Raw genomic sequence first — 20,554 nt, 5'->3', positions numbered from 1 at the left:
ATGCGCGCATGCGCATGTTTACCCATCACGCCCTCCAGACGCCCGCCGCCAAGCCGCTTAACGACTGGCTGGACAAAGCCGGCCCGGTCTCGGCCCTGATGCAGACGGCGCGGGAACTGGCGGTACTGGAAGCTGAGGTGCTGTCGCTCCTGCCACGCGGCCTGCAGGACGGCATCGCTGTCGCGGGCGTCAAGCAGGACGCCCGCGGTGTCGGCCAAGGCCAGTCGGAGCGAACTTTGCTGTTGCTGGCCGCCCATGGGGCAGCCGCTGCACGTGTCCGGCAAGTGGTTCCTACACTACTTTCCAGGTTGCAACAGCGGGGATCGCAGATTACCGCAATCCGGGTGAGGGTACAACCCGAGGTGGGCCGGCAGAGTGACTGGGACACCGGGCCGGTAGTGCGGCCCAAGGTGGCCCGGATGTCGGCGACCGGCTTGTCCAGCCTGACGCAACTGGCGCAGGAGTTGCCCGAGTCGCCGTTGCGGGATGCCCTGAATACCCTGTTGTCGCATCATCGGCAAAAGACGACGACCGGCGCTGGTTCCTGAAGCCCGTGCCCTGGACGTAAAAAAGCCGGCTTGCGCCGGCCTTCCGGTGATACCAGAACCCTGCCCCCCCGGCAGGCGTTATGCAAACACCGGCTGCAACTGCGGCAAAAACGCCGGCGGCGCTTCCTCGGCCCGCTCGAACGTCACCATCTCATACGCTTCCTGATCCGCCAGCAATGCCCGCAACAGCTGGTTGTTCAGCCCGTGGCCGGATTTGTTGGCGACATAGGCACCAATCAAGGGATGGCCGACCACATACAGATCGCCGATCGCATCAAGGATCTTGTGGCGCACGAACTCGTCGCCGTAGCGCAGCTCCTCGTTGTTCAGCATCCGATGCTCATCGAGCACGATGGCGTTATCCAGACTGCCGCCACGCGCCAGCCCCATCTCCCGCAACGCCTCGACTTCGTGGGCGAAGCCAAAAGTGCGGGCGCGGGCAATCTCGCGCACGTAACTTGTATCGGCGAAATCGATGGAGAAGGTCTGGCCGGTCTTGTCCACCGCGGGGTGACGGAAGTCGATGGTGAAAGCCAGCTTGAAGCCGAAGTAAGGCTCCAGGCGCGCCAGCTTGTCGCCCTCGCGGACTTCCACGGCCTTCTTCACGCGGATAAAACGCTTGGGCGCGGACTGCTGCTCGATTTCGGCCGACTGCAACAGGAAGACGAAGGATGCAGCGCTGCCGTCCATGATCGGGATTTCCTCGGCATCGACATCCACGTACAGATTGTCGATGCCAAGGCCCGCGCAGGCGGACATCAAATGTTCCACGGTCGACACGCGCGCGCCATCCTTCTGCAGGACCGATGCAAGACGCGTATCGCCAATGGCTGACGCGCTCGCGGGGATCTCGACGGCTTCGGGCAGGTCGACGCGGGTGAATACGATACCGGCATCCACCGGAGCCGGGCGCAGCGTCAGCGTCACTTTACGGCCCGAGTGCAAGCCTATGCCAACGGTCTTGACCAGGGATTTGATGGTGCGCTGTTTGAGCATGACGTTCTCAGCTATTATTAAAATCTATCAAGTACACTTTCTAATATAGCGATTTTACCATTGCTTCGTTTGCTGCGCTGCGCCACTTTGTTTCGGTCTGTTAGTACCGAAGAAATAAGCCGCCACAAGTGCACTTTAAGTAACTTGTTAGTTACTCAATGACACATTCACGTATTACGCGCGCAACGCCGCAAGCACCGCTTCAGCGCTGCTGACCTTGAATTCGCCAGGCGCTTCAAGCCACAGGTGGGTCACCACGCCATCGTCGATGACCATGGCGTAACGCTTGGAGCGTACACCCATGCCGCGTGCGGTAAGGTCCTGGTCCAGGCCCAGGCGGCGCGTCCACTCGGCGCTGCCATCGGCCATCATGCGCACCTTGCCTTCGGTGTTCTGCTCGCGGCCCCAGGCGCCCATGACAAAGGCATCGTTGACCGAGACGCACCAGACTTCGTCCACGCCGGCCGCGCGCAGCGCTTCGGCCTGCGCCAAGTAGCCCGGCACATGCTTGGCGGAGCAGGTGGGGGTAAAGGCGCCGGGCAGGCCGAACACCACGATCTTGCGGCCACGGGCGAGTTCGGCGGCCGAGAAGGAATTGGGCCCGAGAGCGCAGCCGCCGGTCTCGACCTCAAAGAACTCGTTCAGCGTGGCGTCGGGCACACGCGCTCCAATTTCGATCATGCTGTGTCTTCCTGTCTCGGTAAAAACCCTGTTTAGCATCATAGTGCGCCAGCCGCAGGCGCCCAAGTCTGACACTGCCGGGTATGCCGTAGGAATTGTCCGACATAGGCGAGACTTTGGCTGGCGGAGGGAGCCTATGGCGCCGCGCGCAGATCTGCGCGGCACGCCAGACTCGTTTCCTGGGCGGCATTGATGGCGCCAGGCTCAAGGCCCGGAGGGCTTCGAGCCGCACTGCTTTTCAAATGGGTCCGCGTGCCGATCTTGCGATCGACGCGCGGACGACGGCACATCCCGGCCGGGATGGCGGGAGACCAGTCCGGGGAGGCGGCCGGAGGCACGCCTGTCCCGGCGACGGGATGCGGCCTGAGGGCGTCAGCGCGGGTGCGGCATGGCTGGCTGCTGGTCAGTCCACCGCCACCGGGCGCAACACGAGCGGATAGGGAGCGCTAGCGTGTTTCGCCGATCCGGGGCGGGGCCTGGCTGGCAGCCGGCCTTGTCGACACCTTGCCGAGCCAACTCAGTCCGCCTGCTTGCGCAGGAACGCCGGGATGTCGTACGTATCCACACCCTTTTCCTGCAACGCGGCCACGTGGGCGGACGCAGACTCGCGCGAGCTGCGCCATACCGCCGGCGTGTCCAGGTTGCTGTAATCGGGAGCGCTGCTGTGGCCGGCGTTCACGCTGCTGGTCATATTGCCCATCATCTGCACCGGCATATTGTCGGTACCGGTCTTGAGCAGGGTCATCGGCTGTTGCTTCTTGGCCGAACGGCCCAGGCCCGTCGCCACCACCGTCACGCGCAGCGCGTCGCCCATGGAATCGTCGTACACCGTACCGAAGATCACGGTGGCATCTTCCGCGGCATAGCTGCGGATGGTGTTCATGACTTCCTTGGTTTCCGACAGCTTCAGCGAGCGGCTGGCCGTGATGTTGACCAGCACGCCGCGCGCGCCCGACAGGTCCACGCCTTCCAGCAGCGGGCTGGCGACAGCCTGCTCGGCAGCCAGGCGGGCGCGGTCCACGCCCGACACGGTAGCCGTGCCCATCATGGCCTTGCCCTGCTCGCCCATGACCGTCTTCACGTCTTCGAAGTCGACGTTCACCAAGCCATCGACGTTGATGATCTCGGCGATGCCCGCGACTGCGTTATGCAGCACGTCGTCGGCGCACTGGAAGCACTTGTCCATCTCGGCGTCGTCGCCCATGACCTCGAACAGCTTCTCGTTAAGCACAACGATCAGCGAATCGACGCAGGACTCCAGCTCACCGGAACCGGCTTCCGCCACCTTGGCACGGCGCGCGCCTTCGAACTCGAAGGGCTTGCTGACCACGCCCACGGTCAGGATGCCCATTTCCTTGGCAACCTGGGCCACGACCGGTGCAGCGCCGGTACCGGTGCCGCCGCCCATGCCGGCAGTGATGAAGACCATATGGGCACCGCGCAGCGAGTCGGCGATCTGCTCGCGCGCCTGATCCGCGCAGTTGCGGCCGACCTCCGGCTTGGCGCCTGCCCCAAGGCCGGTGTTGCCGAGCTGCAGCACACGCGAAGCGCTGGAGCGCTTGAGCGCCTGCGCATCGGTGTTCATGCAGATAAATTCGACGCCTTGCACGCCACGGCTGATCATGTGCTGCACAGCGTTGCCGCCCGCGCCGCCCACGCCGATCACCTTGATGATGGTGCCGTCCTGCAATTCCGTTTCGATCATGTCAAAGTCCATCACTGCCTCCAAGTAGTATCAGCCGCCAAACGCTGCAGCCTCCCCGCCGCAACCCTTGGTTACTGAACAAGAAACCATCAAAAGAAAACTGCCTGTTCAACGGATTGCCCACAATAGCGTGGACAATCCCGTCATTCATTCAAGTGCAATCCAATCGGCGGCAACTTAGAAATTGCCGACGAACCATTCCTTCATGCGGGTCCACACCTGCTTGACGGAACCACTCTGCACCGCGACCTTGCGGCCGCGCATGCGTTGCACGCGGCCTTCGAGCAGTAGTCCCATTACGGTCGAATAGCGCGGACTCTTAACAACTTCGTGCAAATTTCCCCGATATTCCGGCACGCCGACCCGAACCGGCTTGAGGAAGATGTCCTCGCCCAGTTCCACCATGCCCGGCATCATCGCGGTACCGCCGGTGATCACGACGCCCGACGACAGCAGTTCTTCATAGCCCGACTCGCGCACCACCTGATGCACCAGCGAGTACAACTCCTCGATACGCGGCTCGATCACCGCCGCCAGCGCCTGGCGCGACAGCGAGCGCGTGCCGCGGTCGCCCACGCCGGGCACCTCGATCATGTCTTCCGGATCGGCGATAGCCTGCTTGGCGATGCCATACTGGATCTTGACGTCTTCGGCATCGGGTGTAGGCGTACGCAGCGCCATGGCGATGTCGTTGGTGATCTGGTCGCCGGCGATGGGGATCACGGCCGTATGCCGGATCGCGCCTTCGCTGAAGATGGCGATGTCGGTCGTACCGCCGCCGATATCGACCAGCACCACGCCCAGTTCCTTCTCGTCCTCGGTCAGCACCGCCAGGCTCGACGCCAGCGGCTGCAGGATCAGGTCGTGCACTTCCAGCCCGCAGCGGCGCACGCACTTGACGATGTTCTGCGCCGCGCTGACCGCGCCGGTGACGATATGCACCTTCACCTCCAGCCGGATGCCGCTCATGCCGATGGGCTCGCGCACGTCTTCCTGGCCGTCGATGATGAATTCCTGCGTGAGAATGTGCAGGATCTGCTGGTCGGTCGGGATATTGACCGCCTTGGCGGTCTCGATCACCCGGGCCACATCGGTCTGGGTGACTTCCTTGTCCTTGATCGCCACCATGCCGCTGGAATTGAAGCTGCGGATATGGCTGCCGGCAATGCCGGTGAACACTTCGGAAATCTTGCAGTCGGCCATCAGCTCAGCCTCTTCCAGCGCCCGCTGGATGGACTGCACGGTGGCCTCGATATTGACCACGACCCCTTTCTTCAGACCCTTGGACTCTGACTGGCCCATCCCGATCACTTCGTAGCTGCCGTCGGGGCGCAACTCCGCCACTACCGCGGCCACCTTGGAAGTGCCGATATCGAGACCGACCAGTAGGTCCTTGTATTCCTTGCTCATCGGTTTTTCTCCGCGTTCTTGCTCTTGAGTCGCGTCGGATTGTTATTCGGATTGGTGTTGGTACTTGTACTCGTACTTGTATTCGTGCCGGCGCCGCCGGGTTTCGCCTTGGCGGCCGCGGCTGCCTGGGCATCGGTCAGGAACCGCACGTTGGCCGCGCGGATGGCGAACCCGTTGGGGTAGCGCAGGTCCGCGTACTCGATCTGCTTGCCCCACTGCTCGGTGACCTGGGGCCAGGCCACGACGAATCGCTTGACGCGCTGCGCCATGGCGTCGCGCTCCTCGTCGTTCTGTTCGCGCCCGAGCTCCACCACCATGCCGTTGGACAATTTGGTGCGCCAGGCATAGCGAGACGACAGCGTGACCGCCAGCGGCTCGACCTTGAGCGGCTTGAACCATTCGCGCATGGTCTCCAGCTTGTCGACCACGTCGCCCTCGCTGTCCGGCGGGCCGTCGAGCGCGAGCAACTGGGCATCTTCCTCGGCTTCCGCCGGGTTGGCGACGAACACTTCGCCATAGGTGTTGATCAGGCGGCTACTGTCTGCATTGCCCCACGTACCGAGCGCTTCGTGCTCCTCGACCTCGACCGCCAGCCCGTTGGGCCATTCGCGGCGGACGCTGGCGCGGCGCACCCAGGGCACCGACTCGAAAATCTGCCGCGCCTCGTTGAGATCGAGCGTGAAGAAGCTGCCCGACAGCTTGCCCAGCGCGTTGGCGCGCACGCTCGGCGCATTGACATGCCGCAGTGAGCCGCCTTCCATCGGCGCCAGCTCGACGTGCGTGATGGCAAATACCGGCCGCTGCGCCAGCCACAGCAGGCCGGCCGCGAACGCCATCACCGCCACCAGCGCGTAGAGCGTGGAAGCGATCAGGTTGAGCAGGCGAGTGTTGTGCCACATGGCTTAGCGTTGTTCCGGTTCCGGTCGGTCGGGTTGCAGTGTTTGTCCAGTGCTCAATCGGGTTTCCAGGCCTCGCTGGGATGCAGGTCCAGCGTGGCGGCCGCGGTCACCTGCATGACGAAATCCTCGTAGCTGATGCCCACCGCGCGCGCCGCCATCGGCACCAGCGAATGGCCGGTCATGCCGGGCGAAGTATTCATCTCGAGCAGGAAAGGCTTGCCGTCGGCGCTCAGCATCACATCGGCGCGCGCCCAGCCGCGGCAACCCAGCACGCGGAAGGACTGCACAGCCAGGCGCCGGACCTCGGCTTCCACGTCGTCCGGCAGGCCCGACGGGCACAGATATTGGGTATCGTCAGTAAAGTACTTATTTTGATAGTCGTAGTTCGCGCCGGGCGCGACGATGCGGATCACCGGCAGGGCTTCGGCGCTAGCGCCCTCCCCGACTATCGGACAGGTCAGCTCGGCGCCGTCGATAAATGTCTCGGCGATGACGTCGTTGTCCAGCGCCGCGGCTTTCTCGAAGGCGGCACGCATCTGGCCGGACTCGGTCACCTTGGTCAGGCCGATCGACGAACCCTCGCGCGCCGGCTTGACGATGAGCGGCAGGCCCAGGTCGGCGGCAACGGCGTCGAAATCCGTATCGGCATGCAGCATGGCAAAGCGCGGCGTGGGCAGGCCGTGGGTCATCCACAGGCGCTTCGTTGCCTGCTTGTCCATGGCCAGCGCAGAGGCCAGCACGCCGCTGCCGGTGTAGGGCACGCCCAGTTGCTCCAGCAGGCCCTGGATGGTGCCATCCTCGCCGTAGCGGCCGTGCAGGGCGATAAATACGCGATCGAAACCGGCCGTGGCCAGCTCGGCCACCGACTGCAGGCCGGGATCGAAGGCATGGGCATCGACGCCGCGCGAGCGCAGCGCGGCAAGCACGCCGTTGCCCGACAGCAGTGAAATCTCGCGCTCGGCCGAGCGGCCGCCGAGCAGCACGCCGACCTTGCCCAGCGATTTGGGATCGATATTGGGATGGGCGACGAAACTCATGCCTGCCCCCCAGCCTGTTGCGAAACCAGTTGTCCGGGCACGGTGCCGATCGTGCCGGCGCCCATTGTCACCACCACGTCGCCGGGCCGGGCGGCATTCAGGATAGCCTGCGGCATTTCGTCGATCTGCTCCACAAAAACGGGTTCAACCTTGCCGGCCACGCGCAGCGCGCGCGTCAGCGCGCGGCCGTCGGCGGCCACAATCGGGGCTTCGCCGGCGGCATAGACCTCGGCCAGCAACAGCGCATCCACGGTGCCCAGCACCTTGATGAAATCTTCAAAGCAATCGCGCGTGCGGGTAAAGCGGTGCGGCTGGAAGGCCAGCACCAGCCTGCGTCCGGGGAACGCACCCCGCGCCGCCGCCAGCGTCGCGGCCATCTCGACCGGGTGGTGGCCGTAGTCGTCGACCAGCGTGAAGGTGCCTTCGCTCCTGGTTTCGCCCTGCGCATCCGTGCTGACGCAAGCAACTTCGCCATAGCGCTGGAAGCGGCGTCCCACGCCGTGGAACTCGCGCAGCGCCTTGACGATAGCGGCATCGGGCACTTCCAGTTCGGTCGCGATGGCGATGGCCGCCAGCGCGTTCTGGATATTGTGCATGCCGGGCAGGTTCAGCACCACATCCAGCGGCGCCTCGGCATGGCTGTTGAGCTGGCGCAACACGGTGAAGTGCATCTGGCCGTCGACCGCGCGCGCGTTGACCGCGCGGATCTGCGCGTCCTCGGCAAAGCCATAGCGCACGATCGGCTTGGAGACGAACGGCATGATCTCGCGCACGTTGGGATCGTCCACGCACAGCACCGCGATGCCGTAGAACGGCAGGCGCTGGGTGAATTCCACGAACGCCTGCTTGAGACGAGCGAAGTCGTGCCCGTAGGTGTCCATGTGATCGGCGTCGATATTGGTAATGACCTCGATCACCGGGAACAGGTTCAGGAACGAGGCATCCGACTCGTCGGCCTCGGCCACGATGAAGTCGCCCGTGCCCAGGCGCGCGTTGGCGCCCGCCGAATTCAAGCGGCCGCCAATCACAAAGGTGGGGTCAAGCCCGCCCTCGGCCAGCACCGACGCCACCAGGCTGGTGGTGGTGGTCTTGCCGTGGGTGCCGGCGATGGCCACGCCCTGCTTCAGGCGCATCAGCTCGGCCAGCATCACCGCGCGCGGCACCACCGGGATGCGCTTGGCCCGCGCAGCCAGCACCTCGGGGTTGTCGTTGGTGACGGCGGTGGACACAACCACGGCATTGGCGCCGTTGATGTTGGCGGCGTCGTGGCCGTGCATCACGGTCGCACCCAGCGATGCGAGGCGCCGCGTGGCGGCATTGCTGCCCACGTCGGACCCCGAGACCTTATATCCCTGGTTCAGCAGGACCTCCGCGATGCCGCTCATGCCGGCGCCGCCGATGCCTACGAAGTGGATGTTCTTGACGATGTGCTTCATGAATCCGTTGTATCAATCCCTGGCCATCTGGCTGCAGATCTCCGCCACGCGCCGGGTTGCTTCCGGCTTGGCAAGACCACGCGCCTGATGCGCCATCTCTTTGAGTCGGGGCCGCGACAGCGAGGCCAGCGTCTGCGCCAGCCCGCTCGCGGTCAGTTCGTTCTGCTGGACCAGCAAGGCGGCATCCTGGCTCGACAGGAATTTCGCATTGGTGGTCTGGTGGTCATCGACCGCATGCGGGAAAGGCACGAACAGTGCCGCCACGCCTGCCGCCGCCACCTCCGACACGGTCATCGCGCCCGCGCGGCAGATCACCAGATCCGCCTCGGCGTAGGCCGCTGCCATGTCGTCGATAAAGGGCAATGCTTCCGCCGCCACGCCGGCGGCCTGGTAATTGGCGCGCAGCGTGTCGATCTGCTTGGCGCCGGCCTGGTGCCTGACCAGCGGGCGCTCGCCTTCCGGCAGCAGCGCCAGCGCCTTCGGTACGACTTCGTTGAGCGCCGCCGCGCCCAGGCTGCCGCCCACCACCAGCAGCCGCAACGGGCCGCTGCGGCTGTCGTAGCGCTGCTCGGGCGCCGGCATCCGCGCGACCTCGTCACGCACCGGGTTGCCGGTCCACTCGCTGTCCGGCAGCGCGTTCGGGAAGGCGCACAGCACCCGGTCCGCGACCTTCGCCAACACCTTGTTGGCCAGACCGGCGATCGAATTCTGCTCATGCAGCACCAGCGGCCGGCCCAACAGCGAGGCCATCATGCCGGCCGGGAAGGTGATATAGCCGCCCATGCCCAGCACCACATTGGGCCGCACCCGGCGCAACGCCTGCACGCTTTGCCAGAAGGCGCGCAACAGGTTCAGCGGCAGCATCAGCTTGGTCAGCGGACCCTTGCCGCGCAAGCCGCCGAACTGGATGAACTCCATCGGGATGTCGTACTTGGGCACCAGCGTGGCTTCCATGCCCGTCCGGTTGCCCAGCCACACGACGCGCCAGCCCTGCTCGCGCAATGCGCGAGCGACCGCCAGCCCGGGGAAGACATGCCCCCCGGTGCCGCCGGCCATCACGAGCAAGGTGCGCGGTGCGGTCATACTTTCCCTCCGCGCATCATGACGCGATTCTCATAGTCGATGCGCAGCAGGATCGCCAGCGCCACGCAGTTCATCAAAATGCCCGAGCCGCCGTAGCTCACCAGCGGCAGGGTCAGCCCCTTGGTGGGCAGCAGGCCCAGGTTCACGCCCATATTGATAAAGGTCTGCCAGCCGATCCAGATGCCGACGCCCTTGGCCACCAGCCCCGCAAAGGTGCGGTCGAGCTGCAGGGCGGTACGGCCGATCTCGAAGGCGCGGCGCACCATCCAGTAGAACAGCACGATCACCACCAGCACACCCACAAAGCCGAATTCCTCGCCAATCACGGCGAGGATGAAGTCGGTATGCGCCTCGGGCAGGTAGTGCAGTTTTTCAATACTGCCGCCCAGCCCCACCCCGGTCCACTCGCCGCGGCCGAAGGCGATCAGCGAGTGGGTGAGCTGGTAGGCCTTGCCGAGCGCGTTGGCCTCTTCCCACGGGTTGAGATAGGCGAAGATCCGCTCGCGCCGCCATGGCGACGCCGTGATCAGCAGCGCAAAGGCACCCACCGCCACGCCGACCAGACCGGCGAACAGCTTGCCGTTGATGCCGCCCAGGAACAAGATGCCCATGGCGACCGTGGCCACCACCAGGAAGGCGCCCATGTCGGGCTCCAGCAGCAGCAGCATGCCTACCACTACCACCGCCACGCCCATCGGCAGGAAACCCTTGCCCACGTTTTGCATCCACTCCTGCTTGCGCACGGTGTAGTTGGCCGTGTACAGCACCACCGCCAGCTTCATGAACTCGGACGGCTGGAAGTTCATGATGCCGAGCGGAATCCAGCGCCGCGCGCCATTCACGCCCTTGCCCACGAAGGGCACCAGCACGAGGATCAGCATCACCAGCGCGATCACGAACAGCTTGGGCGCGTACTTGTCCCAGAACTTGACCGGAATCTGGAAGGCCAGCAAGCCCATGGACAGCCCGATGAACAGCGCGAACGCATGTCGTGCGAGAAAATGGCTTTCACGGTAGTTGGCGTACCGCGGCGAGTCCGGCAGCGCGATCGAGGCCGAGAAGACCATCACCAGGCCAAGCGCGAGCAGCACGATCGCCACCCACAGCAGCGGCTGGTCGTACTCCATCATGCGCGAGCGCGTCGGCTTGACGCCGGACACCGCATCGCGCAATCCGCCCCAGGCGTTGCCGATGGTGGCTCCGATAAAGCCGCTGCGCTTGACCGGTGCGTCGCTCATGGCACGATCCCCCTGGACATCGCCAGTTCTTCCACCGCGGCACGAAAGACTTCGGCGCGATGCACATAGTTACGGAACATGTCGAGGCTGGCGCACGCCGGCGACAGCAGCACAGCATCGCCGCCCTGCGCCGCAGTGGCGGCCAGGCTGACAGCCTGTTCGAGCGTGGCGGCGTCGGCCAGCGTGACGCCGGTCTCCTGCAGCGCGCGGCGCAGCTCGCCCGCATCCTTGCCGATCAGCACCACGGCGCGGGCGTACTGCGCCACCGGCGCGGCCAGCGGCGAGAAATCCTGCCCCTTGCCTTCGCCGCCGGCAATCAGCACCACGCGCTTGGCCAGCCCGGACAGCGCGGCCACGGTGGCGCCCACATTGGTGCCCTTGCTGTCATCGAAGAATTCGACGTCGTCGATCGTGGCGACCCACTCCACCCGGTGCGGCTCGCCGCGGTATTCCCGCAGGCCGTGCAGCAAGGCATTCAGCGGCAGGTCGATGGCACGGCACAGCGCTAGCGCGGCCATCGCGTTGGTGGCGTTGTGCATGCCGCGGATATGCAGCGCATCCGCCGGCATCAGGCGCTTGTGGCGCACAGGAACGGCTTCCGCTTCTTCGGCGGCGGCGGCCTTGCGGCGGCGCGGCTTGTTCTCGCCGTCGGATTCGCTATCGGGTTCCGCCACCACCAGCCAGGGCATGCCGCCCTCTCGCAGCACGCCGAAGCTGCCCGGTACCTCGGGCAGGTCGGTGCCGAAAGTCACCGGCGCCGTGCCGGGGCGCGCCATGTCCAGGCTCAGGCGGTCGTTGCGGTTCAGGATCTGCACGCAGCCGGCTTCGCCCGGCGCCGGCGCCGCGCCGAAGATGCGGGCCTTGGCGGCGGCATAGGCTTCCATGCTGCCGTGCCAGTCAAGATGGTCCTGGGTGATATTGAGCACCGTGGCCGCGTGCGGCGCCAGCGTGTGCGTGGTTTCCAGCTGGAAGCTCGACAGCTCCAGCACCCAGACCTCGGGCAGCGTGGCCGAGGCAATGCAGGCGGCCAGCTTGTCCAGCGCCGAGGGGCTGATGTTGCCCGCCACCGCCACGCTCTTGCCGGCGCGCTCGACCAGGCGGCCGGTCAGCGCGGTGGTCGTCGTCTTGCCATTGGTGCCGGTGATTGCCAGCAGCTTCGGCGCATAGCCCGACTCTGCCTGAAGGTGCGTCAGCGCACGCGCGAACAGCTCGATCTCGCCCCACACGGGAATCCCGCGCTCGCGCGCCGCGGACAGCAGCGCGGCAGTGGCGCCTTCCAGCGGCGACAGGCCGGGGCTGATCGTCACCAGTGCGATGCCGTCCAGCAGCGCGTCCGTGAAGGAACCACCATGAAATTCGGCCGAAGGCAGCTCGGCTTGCAGGAAGACCAGGTTGGCAGGCGCCTCGCGCGTGTCGGCAACGCGCACGGGCGCGCCATACTGGCCGCACCAGCGCGCCATCGCCAGGCCCGATTCGCCGAGGCCCAGCACCAGCACATGAGGTTTTTGCAACTCGCCAAACACTTCGATTCCCGCCTTTTTTCGTTTCTGCGTTGATAGATATGCGCCGGTTCAGCGCAACTTGAGCGACGACAGCCCGATCAGCACCAGCAACATGGTGATGATCCAGAAGCGCACCGTCACCTGCGTTTCCTTCCAGCCCGACAATTCAAAGTGGTGATGCAGCGGCGCCATCTTGAACAACCGCCTGCCCTCGCCGTAACGCCGCTTGGTGATCTTGAACCACGTCACCTGCAGCATCACCGACAAGGTTTCCACCACGAAAATGCCGCCCATCACGAACAGCACGATCTCCTGGCGCACGATCACCGCCACCGTGCCCAGCGCGCCGCCCAGCGCCAGCGCGCCGACGTCGCCCATGAAGACCTGGGCCGGATGGGCGTTGAACCAGAGGAAGGCCAGGCCCGCCCCCGCCATCGCCGAACAAAAGATCAGCAACTCGCCAGCCCCCGGGATATGCGGGAACAGCAAGTATTTGCTGTAGACCGAACTCCCCATCACGTAGGCAAATACACCCAGCCCGCTGCCGACCAGCACCACGGGCATGATCACCAGCCCGTCCAGGCCGTCGGTCAGGTTCACCGCATTGCTCGAACCCACGATCACCAGGTAGGTCAGCACGATAAAGCCGGCCACGCCCAGCGGATAGCTCACTTCCTTGAAGAAGGGCACGATCAGGTTGGACTTGTAGGGCATGTCCAGCGACAGTCCGCCTTCGACCCAGCCCAGGAACAGGTCCCACACCCGCACATTGCTGCTTTCCGACACCGAAAACGCCAGGTAGACCGCGGCCACCAGGCCGATCAGGGTCTGCCAGAAAAACTTCTCGCGGCTCGACATGCCGCGCGGATCGCGATAGACCACCTTGCGGTAATCGTCCACCCAGCCGATCGCGCCGTAGCCGAAGGTCACCAGCATCACGACCCAGATGAAACGATTGCCCCAGTCGCACCACAGCAACGTGGAGATGGCAATCGACACCAGCACCAGCACACCGCCCATGGTGGGCGTGCCGGCCTTGACCAGATGCGACTGCGGGCCGATGGTGCGCACCGCCTGGCCGATCTTGAGTTCGGTCAGCTTGCGGATCACCCAGGGTCCAAGGCCGAGCCCGATCAAAAGCGCGGTGAGGTTGGCCATCACCGCGCGGAAGGTCAGGTAGTTGAAGACCCGCAGGAAGCTGTAGTCGTTTTGCAGCCACTGGGCCAGAGCCAATAACATCGTGTTTCCGTATTCCTTTCGACAACCGCCCGGCGTGGCCGGGCTATCTGATTGCTTGATTAAGTGTTGATGACGATTAATGCGCGGGAGTGTCTGCGACCAGCGCATTCACCATCCGTTCCATCCGCATGAACCGAGATCCCTTCACAAGTACCGCGCTTGCTGCCGCCACGGTACCGTCCTTGTCTTCCGCCAACGCCTGCGCGAGGTCTTCAGCGCGTTCGAAATGCCGGGCCTGCGCGCCAAAGGCCTGCACCGCGTGCACCACTGCCGCGCCCGTCGCCCATAGCGTCTCGATGCCGCGGGCGCTCGCATAGGCACCGATCTCCGCATGGAAAGCCGGCCCCTGGTCGCCCACTTCGCCCATATCCCCCAGCACCAGCAGGCGCGGCGCGGCAAACCCGGCGAGCACGTCGATAGCCGCGCGCACCGAATCGGGATTGGCGTTGTAGCTATCGTCGATCACCAGCGTGCCGCCGGCAGCGTGCTTGACCTGCAGCCGTCCCTTGACCGCGGCGAATCCGGCCAGGCCGGCGCGGATCGCCTCAACGCCCACGCCGGCGCCCAGCGCGCAGGCGACCGCCGCCAGCGCGTTACGCACGTTGTGGGTGCCAAGCACCGACAGGCGGACCTCGAACGTGGCGCCGGGCGCCCGTACCTGCATCACTTGCACACCATCTTCCAGATGCACGCCGGCACTGACATCGGCGCCCGCCTCCAGGCCAAACGACAGCACGCGCCGCTGGCCGGCCGCCTGCCGCCAGATGCCGGCATGTGCCCCGCCACCCTCGGCGTCGAGCGGAAACACCGCCACGCCGTCGGCGGGCAATGCCGCGATGGCCGCCGCATGCTCGTGCGCCACGGCCTCGACGCTCACCATGAACTCCTGGTGCTCGCGCTGGGCATTGGTCACCACGGCCACGGTGGGCTGGGCGATGCCGGCCAGGTAAACCGTCTCGCCCGGGTGGTTCATGCCCAGTTCGAGCACGGCGAGCCGGTGCGCGTCGGTCAGGCGCAGCACGGTCAGCGGCAAGCCGATATCGTTGTTCAGGTTGCCGCCGGTGGCGAGCCTGGCGCCCTCCCCTACCGCCGCGGCGAAGATCGCCGCGATCATTTCCTTGACCGTGGTCTTGCCGTTGCTGCCCGTCACTGCAACCGCGGGCAGGCTGAAGCGGCGGCGCCAGCCGGCTGCCAGCTGGCCCAGCGCAAGGCGGGTATCGGGCACCACGATGGCGGGAATGCCAAGCCCGGCATCGGGCTCGCGCTCCACCAAGACCGCGGCGGCGCCGCGCGCCACCACATCGGCCAGGAAGTCATGCGCATCGAAGCGCTCGCCCCTGAGCGCGACGAAGAGGTCGCCGGGCTGGACCGTGCGGCTGTCGGTGAGCACGCGCGAGAAGGCGCGGCTGGCGGCGCCATCGGGCCCGGAAATACGCGCGCCGGCGATCCAGCCGGCGGCTTGCTGCAGATCAGTCATGGTGAATTGCGTCATGCCGACACCCCACGCGTACCCAGCGTCAGCCGGACGTGCTCGCGGTCGGAGAATGGCCGCTTGCGGCCATGCACCTCCTGGGTGGCTTCGTGCCCCTTGCCGGCCACCAGCACCACGTCGGCCGCGGCAGCGTGCTTGATGGCATACAGGATGGCGGCGGCCCGGTCTTCGATCAGGTGGGTGTGGCTGTGGTCGTCGATGCCATCGGCGATCGCGTTCAGGATGTCCAGCGGGTCTTCGCTACGCGGGTTGTCGCTGGTCAGCACGACTTCGTCGGCAAGGCGCGCGGCCACCGCGCCCATCAGCGGGCGCTTGATCGGATCGCGGTCTCCGCCGCAGCCGAACACGCACCACAGCCGGCCCTTGCGCGCCTGCGCCACCGGGCGCAGCGCGGCCAGGGTTTTTTCCAGCGCGTCCGGCGTGTGGGCGTAATCGACCACCGCCAGCGGGCCATCCTGGGCGCCGTGGCTGCCACCGAACAACTCCATGCGGCCGTCGACCGGCCTGAGCGTGCGCAGCGCGTCGATGGCTGCAGCCCACTCGATGCCGCTGGCGAGCGCGGCGCCGAGCACGGCGAGCAGGTTGCTGACATTGAACTCGCCGATCATCGGCGTGGCGACATCGGCGCCGCCGAAGCTGCCGTCGACATGGAAGGCGGTGCCGGCAGCCGTGGCGCGCACGCCGGTGGCGCGCAGCCACTGGCCGCCCTTGCGGGTGGCGCCGGCGGCGCCGTCGATGCCGTATTCGATCACCTGCCCGGTGACCAGCGTGCCAGCCAGCAGGCGCCGGCCCATGGCGTCGTCACGGTTGATCACGGCCGCGCGCAGGCCGGGCCATTGGAACAGCAAAGCCTTGGCCGCCTCGTACTCGGCCATGGTGCCGTGGTAATCGAGATGGTCCTGGGTCAGGTTGGTCAGCACCGCCACGGCGAAGTGCGTGCCGGCCACCCGGCCCTGCTCGAGCCCGTGCGAGGACACTTCCATTGCCACGGCTCGCGCGCCGGCGGCATTCAGCTCCGCCAGGCTGTCCTGCAACTGGACCGCGTCGGGCGTGGTGAAACCCGTAGCCGTGAGCGCATCAGGAAAACCGGTGCCAAGGGTGCCGATGGTGGCACAGCGCGTACCGGCCGCCTGCAGCGCGCGCGCCAGCCACTGGCTGCACGAAGTCTTGCCATTGGTACCCGTGATGCCGGTCACCGCGAGATCGCGCGCGCCGTTGCCATACCAGCCCGCGGCGATCGGGCCGGCGAGCTGGTGCAGGCCCGACACACCAAGGTGCGGCACGGTCTCGCCGTGCGGCCAGGCAAAGCCATCGGCCTCGTGGACGATCGCGCTGGCGCCGCGGGCGATGGCCTGGGCAATATGCGGGCGCGCATCGGTCGCCAGGCGCTCGTTGCCGAGCACGTAGGCGAAGAAAACGTCGCCCTGGGTCAGCCGGCGCGTGTCACCGGTCAGCCTGGCGCCGGCCGGCGCGTGCTGGTGCAACCAGTCCAGCGCGTCGCCGGCCTGTGCGGCCACTTCGAGGGGAAGCAGTGGCTGGCTCATTGCGTCGCGCTCCACGGTTCGCTTTCCTGCACCTTGTCGCTCACCACGAGTTGTCGGATCGGCGAATCCGGCTGCACATTGAGCGCACGCAGCGCGCCACCGGTAATCGCCGCGAAAGCCGGGCCCGCCGCGGCGCCGCCGTAGTGGCTGCCGGAGGTGGGCTCGTCCACGCTGACGGCCACGATCACGCGCGGGTTCGACATCGGCGCCAGGCCGATGAAGGAAGCGCGATACTTGCTGCGGTCGTAGCCGCGGCCAACGTGCTTGTAGGCGGTGCCGGTCTTGCCGCCCACCCGGTAGCCCATCACCTGCGCCTCGGGCGCGGTGCCGCCGGGCGCCGTCACGGTCTCGAGCATGGCTCGCACCTGGCGCGCCACTTCGGGCGACAGCACGCGCTCTCCGGTAACCGGGCCATTGGCACGGAACATCGTGACCGGGATCAGTTCGCCGTCATGGGCGAAGATGGTGTAGGCATGGGCGATCTGGAACAGCGACACGGACAGGCCGTAGCCATAGGACATGGTCGCCTGCTCGATGGGCCGCCAGCTCTTGAACGGGCGCACCCGTCCCGCCACCGCGCCCGGGAAGCCGATCTTGGGCGCCTGCCCCAGGCCCAGGCTGGTATACATATCCCACATTTCCTGCGGCTTGAGCAGCATCGCGATCTTGGTCGTGCCGATGTTGCTCGACTTCTGGATAATGCCGGCGACCGTCAACGACCCGTAATTATGGGTGTCGCTGATGGTGGCGCCTTCGTAGTTGAACTTGCCGGTAGTGACGAAGACCGTCGACGGCGTGACGCGCTTGAGCTGCAGTGCTAGGCCGACCGTGATCGGCTTCATCATCGAACCCGGCTCGAAGGTATCGGTCAGCACCCGGTTGCGCAGCTGTTCGCCCGACAGCCGGGTGCGGTCGTTGGGGTTGTAGGTCGGCCAGTTGGCCAGCGCCAGCACCTCGCCGGTCTGCGCGTCGAGCACCACGGCGCTGGCCGCCTTGGCCTTGCTGCGCTCGACGATGGCCTTGACCTCGTTGTGGGCCAGGTACTGGATCTTGGCGTCGATCGAGAGCTGCTGGTCCTCGCCGTCGCGCGGCGCCTTGAGGATGCCCACATCCTCCACCACGCGGCCGAGGCGGTCCTTGATCACCTGGCGCGCACCGGACTTCCCGGCCAGCACAGCCTCGCGCGCCAGTTCCACGCCTTCCTGGCCGCGGTCTTCCACATTGGTAAAGCCGACGATGTGCGCCATCGCCTCGCCCTCCGGGTAGAAGCGCTTGTATTCGCGGGTCTGGTGAATGCCGTCGATCTTGAGCGCGGCGATCTTGTCCGCGGCGTCCGGCAGCACCTGGCGCTTCAGGTAAACGAAGCTCTTGTCCTCCGTAAACTTGCGGCGCAGTTCCTTGTCACTCATGTCGAGCAGCTTGCTCAACTGGCGAATCTTGTCCGCGTCGATTTCGTCCGGAACGTCCTCGGGGACCGCCCAGATCGCCTTCACGGGAAGGCTGGTAGCCAGCACCAGGCCATTGCGGTCGAGGATCTTGCCGCGTGTTGCCGGCAACTCGAGGGTGCGCTGGAATCGCTTCTTGCCCTCGGCCTCATAGAACTGGTTGCCCGGACCCTGGATCCACAGCGCGCGTCCGGCCAAGGCGACGAAGGCGGCGAACATCATGAAAACCACCAGCTTGGAGCGCCACATCGGCAGGCGCAGGCCAAGCACGGGGCTGGCCGCGAACTGGCCGGTGCGTGGGCGCGAAGGGTTTCCGCGCTGGGCGTTTTGCGAGGGCCGGGCGATGGTCATGGCTTGCTCCCCTCCGGCGCGGCGGCCGCAGGCGCGTTCGCAGGTGGCGCATCAAGCACCACGCCGGCCAGATATTGGGTCCTGCCGGGAAGTACCGGCGTCATCTTCAGCTGCGTGCGCGCCGCTTCGGCAATGCGTGCGCTCTTGCCAAGCGCGCTCTGCTGGTACTGCAAGCGGGACCAGTCGATGTCGAGCTGCTTTTCTTCCGCCTGCGCACGCTCGTAGGCGACGAACAGGGTCCGGGCCTGGTGCTGAGCGCTCACGAGCGAGAGCGCGCACAGCATCAGTGCTGCCAGCAGGAAAAAGGTCAGGCGGTTCATGCGCGGCCCGCCTGCTCGGTGGATGCGGATACGGCGGGCAGCTTCTCGGCCACGCGCATCACCGCCGAGCGCGCGCGCGGGTTGGCGGCGATCTCTTCGGCGCCCGGCTTGACCCGGCCGAGCAGCCTCAGCGTGGGCTGCGGCAACTGGTCGGCGCGCAGAGGCGCGCGGCGCATGGCGGGGTCGGCGTTCTGCTGCGGACGGGCGTGCGCCTGCATGAACCGCTTGACGATGCGGTCCTCAAGCGAGTGAAAGCTGATGACCACCAGCCGCCCTCCTGCCTGCAACAAGTCGTAAGCCGCGCTCAGGCCTCTTTCGAGGTCCGCAAGCTCTTGATTGATGTGAATCCGTAGAGCCTGAAAGGTGCGGGTCGCAGGGTCCTGACCCTTCTCGCGTGTTTTGACGGCTTTCGCCACGAGCGCGGCAAGCTCGGCAGTAGTGGTGAGAGGTCCGCCATGGCCGGGTTCGCTCCTGCGAGCAACAACCGCCTTTGCAATCTGTACAGCAAACCGTTCTTCCCCATAGTCCCGTATCACCCTCGCGATGTCTTGCTCATCCGCTTGCGCCAGCCATTGCGCGGCGGTAATGCCGCGCGTGGTGTCCATGCGCATGTCCAGCGGTCCCTCGAAGCGAAAGGAAAAGCCCCGCTCCGCATCGTCGATCTGGGGCGAGCTGATCCCCAGGTCGAGCAGTATCCCGGTTACCTTGCCGCGTCCTGCCAACCGGTCCGACATCTCGGCGAAGCTGGTGTGCTCAATGGAGAAGCGGGCATCCTTGATGGTGCCCGCCTCTGCGATTGCTGCCGGATCCTTGTCGAATGCCACCAGGGCTCCGGCCGGGCCCAGCCGGGCCAATATTGCCCGGCTGTGCCCCCCTCTGCCGAAGGTGCCGTCCACGTAGACGCCATCCGGCCGCCAGACCAGGGCTTCGACAGCCTCGTCCAGCAGCACGGTGCGATGGCGCAGGGCGGTGGTCCCTGGCGTTTGGGTTGAGCTCATGACCTCGTCAGAAAGAGAAGTTCTTCAATGCATCCGGCATGCCCTGTGCCATCGCCTGCTGTTCCTTGGCGGCGTAGGTTGCGGCGTCCCAGACTTCGAAATGGCTGCCCATTCCAAGCAGCATGACTTCCTTGTCGAGCATGGCGGCATTGCGCAGCTCGGGGGCAATCAGCACCCGACCCGCGCCGTCCATGTCGACGTCAGCGGCATTGCCCAGGAAGATGCGCTTCCACCAATGCGCGTCCATCGGCAAGGCCGCAATGCGACTACGGAAATTTTCCCATTCAGGGCGGGGAAACAGCAGCAGGCAGCCGTCCGGGTGCTTGGTCAGCGTCACCCGGCCTTCGGCCTGCTGTTGCAGCGCTTCACGGTGCCGCGCCGGAATCGACATCCGGCCCTTGGCATCCAGTGACAGCGCCGATGCTCCCTGAAACAAGCTAGCCCCCGATCCGCGCCGGCATCTTTACTGCCGGTTGGCGCGTGAATCCTTCGGAATCCGACGTTGGGCGATGATCCCACAGCCAGACTACCTTTTCACACAAAAATACACTTCCTCACACTATTTCCCACTTTAGAGGAAGCGATTTGGCGGGTCAAGGCTCGCAGCAAGGCAACAAACCGGGTTTTTTG

General features: G+C 65.8%; 18 protein-coding genes. 1 reads left to right on the top strand and 17 read right to left on the bottom strand.

Features of this window, described 5'->3' with window-relative positions; all coding sequences use genetic code 11:
* Positions 1-8: 8 nt before the first annotated feature.
* Positions 9-548: a hypothetical protein gene (locus AC1DS6_RS13145; RefSeq protein WP_035875596.1), complete on the top strand. Its 540-nt coding sequence runs from the start codon at positions 9-11 to the stop codon at positions 546-548.
* Positions 549-626: 78 nt separating this feature from the next.
* Here AC1DS6_RS13145 and lpxC read toward each other — a convergent pair whose 3' ends face one another.
* From lpxC to mraZ, 17 genes are all read right to left on the bottom strand, one after another.
* On the bottom strand, positions 627-1,544 hold the full coding sequence (lpxC, locus tag AC1DS6_RS13140; RefSeq protein WP_441625631.1) for a UDP-3-O-acyl-N-acetylglucosamine deacetylase: 918 nt from the start codon (positions 1,542-1,544) through the stop codon (positions 627-629).
* Between the two features lie 174 nt (positions 1,545-1,718).
* Complete coding sequence (locus AC1DS6_RS13135) at positions 1,719-2,225, bottom strand: peroxiredoxin (protein ID WP_045237181.1); 507 nt, start codon at positions 2,223-2,225, stop codon at positions 1,719-1,721.
* 517 nt (positions 2,226-2,742) lie between these two features.
* Positions 2,743-3,942 carry a cell division protein FtsZ gene (gene ftsZ, locus AC1DS6_RS13130; RefSeq protein WP_035875600.1) on the bottom strand — a complete coding sequence of 400 codons (1,200 nt, stop codon included), beginning with the start codon at positions 3,940-3,942 and terminating at the stop codon, positions 2,743-2,745.
* A gap of 165 nt (positions 3,943-4,107) precedes the next feature.
* Positions 4,108-5,340: a cell division protein FtsA gene (gene ftsA / locus AC1DS6_RS13125; RefSeq protein WP_035875601.1), complete on the bottom strand. Its 1,233-nt coding sequence runs from the start codon at positions 5,338-5,340 to the stop codon at positions 4,108-4,110.
* Positions 5,337-6,239, bottom strand: a complete 903-nt coding sequence (locus AC1DS6_RS13120) for a cell division protein FtsQ/DivIB (protein ID WP_441625636.1) — start codon at positions 6,237-6,239, stop codon at positions 5,337-5,339. The genes ftsA and AC1DS6_RS13120 overlap by 4 nt, the downstream gene beginning before the upstream one ends.
* Before the next feature lie 53 nt (positions 6,240-6,292).
* A complete protein-coding gene (locus AC1DS6_RS13115) occupies positions 6,293-7,276 on the bottom strand; it encodes a D-alanine--D-alanine ligase (protein WP_035875606.1) in 984 nt (327 codons plus the stop codon).
* On the bottom strand, positions 7,273-8,712 hold the full coding sequence (gene murC, locus AC1DS6_RS13110; protein ID WP_276291242.1) for a UDP-N-acetylmuramate--L-alanine ligase: 1,440 nt from the start codon (positions 8,710-8,712) through the stop codon (positions 7,273-7,275). Before murC ends, AC1DS6_RS13115 begins: the two co-directional genes overlap by 4 nt.
* Positions 8,713-8,724: 12 nt before the next feature.
* Complete coding sequence (gene murG / locus AC1DS6_RS13105; RefSeq protein ID WP_035875611.1) at positions 8,725-9,795, bottom strand: undecaprenyldiphospho-muramoylpentapeptide beta-N-acetylglucosaminyltransferase; 1,071 nt, start codon at positions 9,793-9,795, stop codon at positions 8,725-8,727.
* On the bottom strand, positions 9,792-11,033 hold the full coding sequence (gene ftsW / locus AC1DS6_RS13100) for a putative lipid II flippase FtsW (protein WP_035875613.1): 1,242 nt from the start codon (positions 11,031-11,033) through the stop codon (positions 9,792-9,794). Before ftsW ends, murG begins: the two co-directional genes overlap by 4 nt.
* A complete protein-coding gene (gene murD / locus AC1DS6_RS13095; protein ID WP_441625640.1) occupies positions 11,030-12,556 on the bottom strand; it encodes a UDP-N-acetylmuramoyl-L-alanine--D-glutamate ligase in 1,527 nt (508 codons plus the stop codon). Before murD ends, ftsW begins: the two co-directional genes overlap by 4 nt.
* A 48-nt stretch (positions 12,557-12,604) precedes the next feature.
* Positions 12,605-13,774 (bottom strand): phospho-N-acetylmuramoyl-pentapeptide-transferase, encoded by a 1,170-nt coding sequence (gene mraY, locus AC1DS6_RS13090; protein ID WP_035875618.1) that lies wholly within the window; start codon positions 13,772-13,774, stop codon positions 12,605-12,607.
* Positions 13,775-13,850: 76 nt separating this feature from the next.
* Positions 13,851-15,266 carry a UDP-N-acetylmuramoyl-tripeptide--D-alanyl-D-alanine ligase gene (locus AC1DS6_RS13085; RefSeq protein WP_441625642.1) on the bottom strand — a complete coding sequence of 472 codons (1,416 nt, stop codon included), beginning with the start codon at positions 15,264-15,266 and terminating at the stop codon, positions 13,851-13,853.
* Complete coding sequence (locus tag AC1DS6_RS13080) at positions 15,263-16,810, bottom strand: UDP-N-acetylmuramoyl-L-alanyl-D-glutamate--2,6-diaminopimelate ligase (RefSeq protein WP_441625647.1); 1,548 nt, start codon at positions 16,808-16,810, stop codon at positions 15,263-15,265. Before AC1DS6_RS13080 ends, AC1DS6_RS13085 begins: the two co-directional genes overlap by 4 nt.
* A complete protein-coding gene (locus AC1DS6_RS13075; RefSeq protein WP_441625650.1) occupies positions 16,807-18,606 on the bottom strand; it encodes a peptidoglycan D,D-transpeptidase FtsI family protein in 1,800 nt (599 codons plus the stop codon). Before AC1DS6_RS13075 ends, AC1DS6_RS13080 begins: the two co-directional genes overlap by 4 nt.
* Entirely contained in the window at positions 18,603-18,926 is a 324-nt protein-coding gene (gene ftsL / locus AC1DS6_RS13070; RefSeq protein WP_035875624.1) for a cell division protein FtsL, read from the bottom strand. Before ftsL ends, AC1DS6_RS13075 begins: the two co-directional genes overlap by 4 nt.
* Entirely contained in the window at positions 18,923-19,924 is a 1,002-nt protein-coding gene (rsmH, locus tag AC1DS6_RS13065; RefSeq protein WP_035875626.1) for a 16S rRNA (cytosine(1402)-N(4))-methyltransferase RsmH, read from the bottom strand. The genes ftsL and rsmH overlap by 4 nt, the downstream gene beginning before the upstream one ends.
* A 7-nt stretch (positions 19,925-19,931) precedes the next feature.
* Entirely contained in the window at positions 19,932-20,360 is a 429-nt protein-coding gene (gene mraZ, locus AC1DS6_RS13060) for a division/cell wall cluster transcriptional repressor MraZ (protein WP_035875627.1), read from the bottom strand.
* Positions 20,361-20,554: the final 194 nt, after the last annotated feature.

This window comes from Cupriavidus sp. 05L310, assembly GCF_056398185.1.
This window is presented reverse-complemented; position numbering and strand designations above follow the sequence as displayed.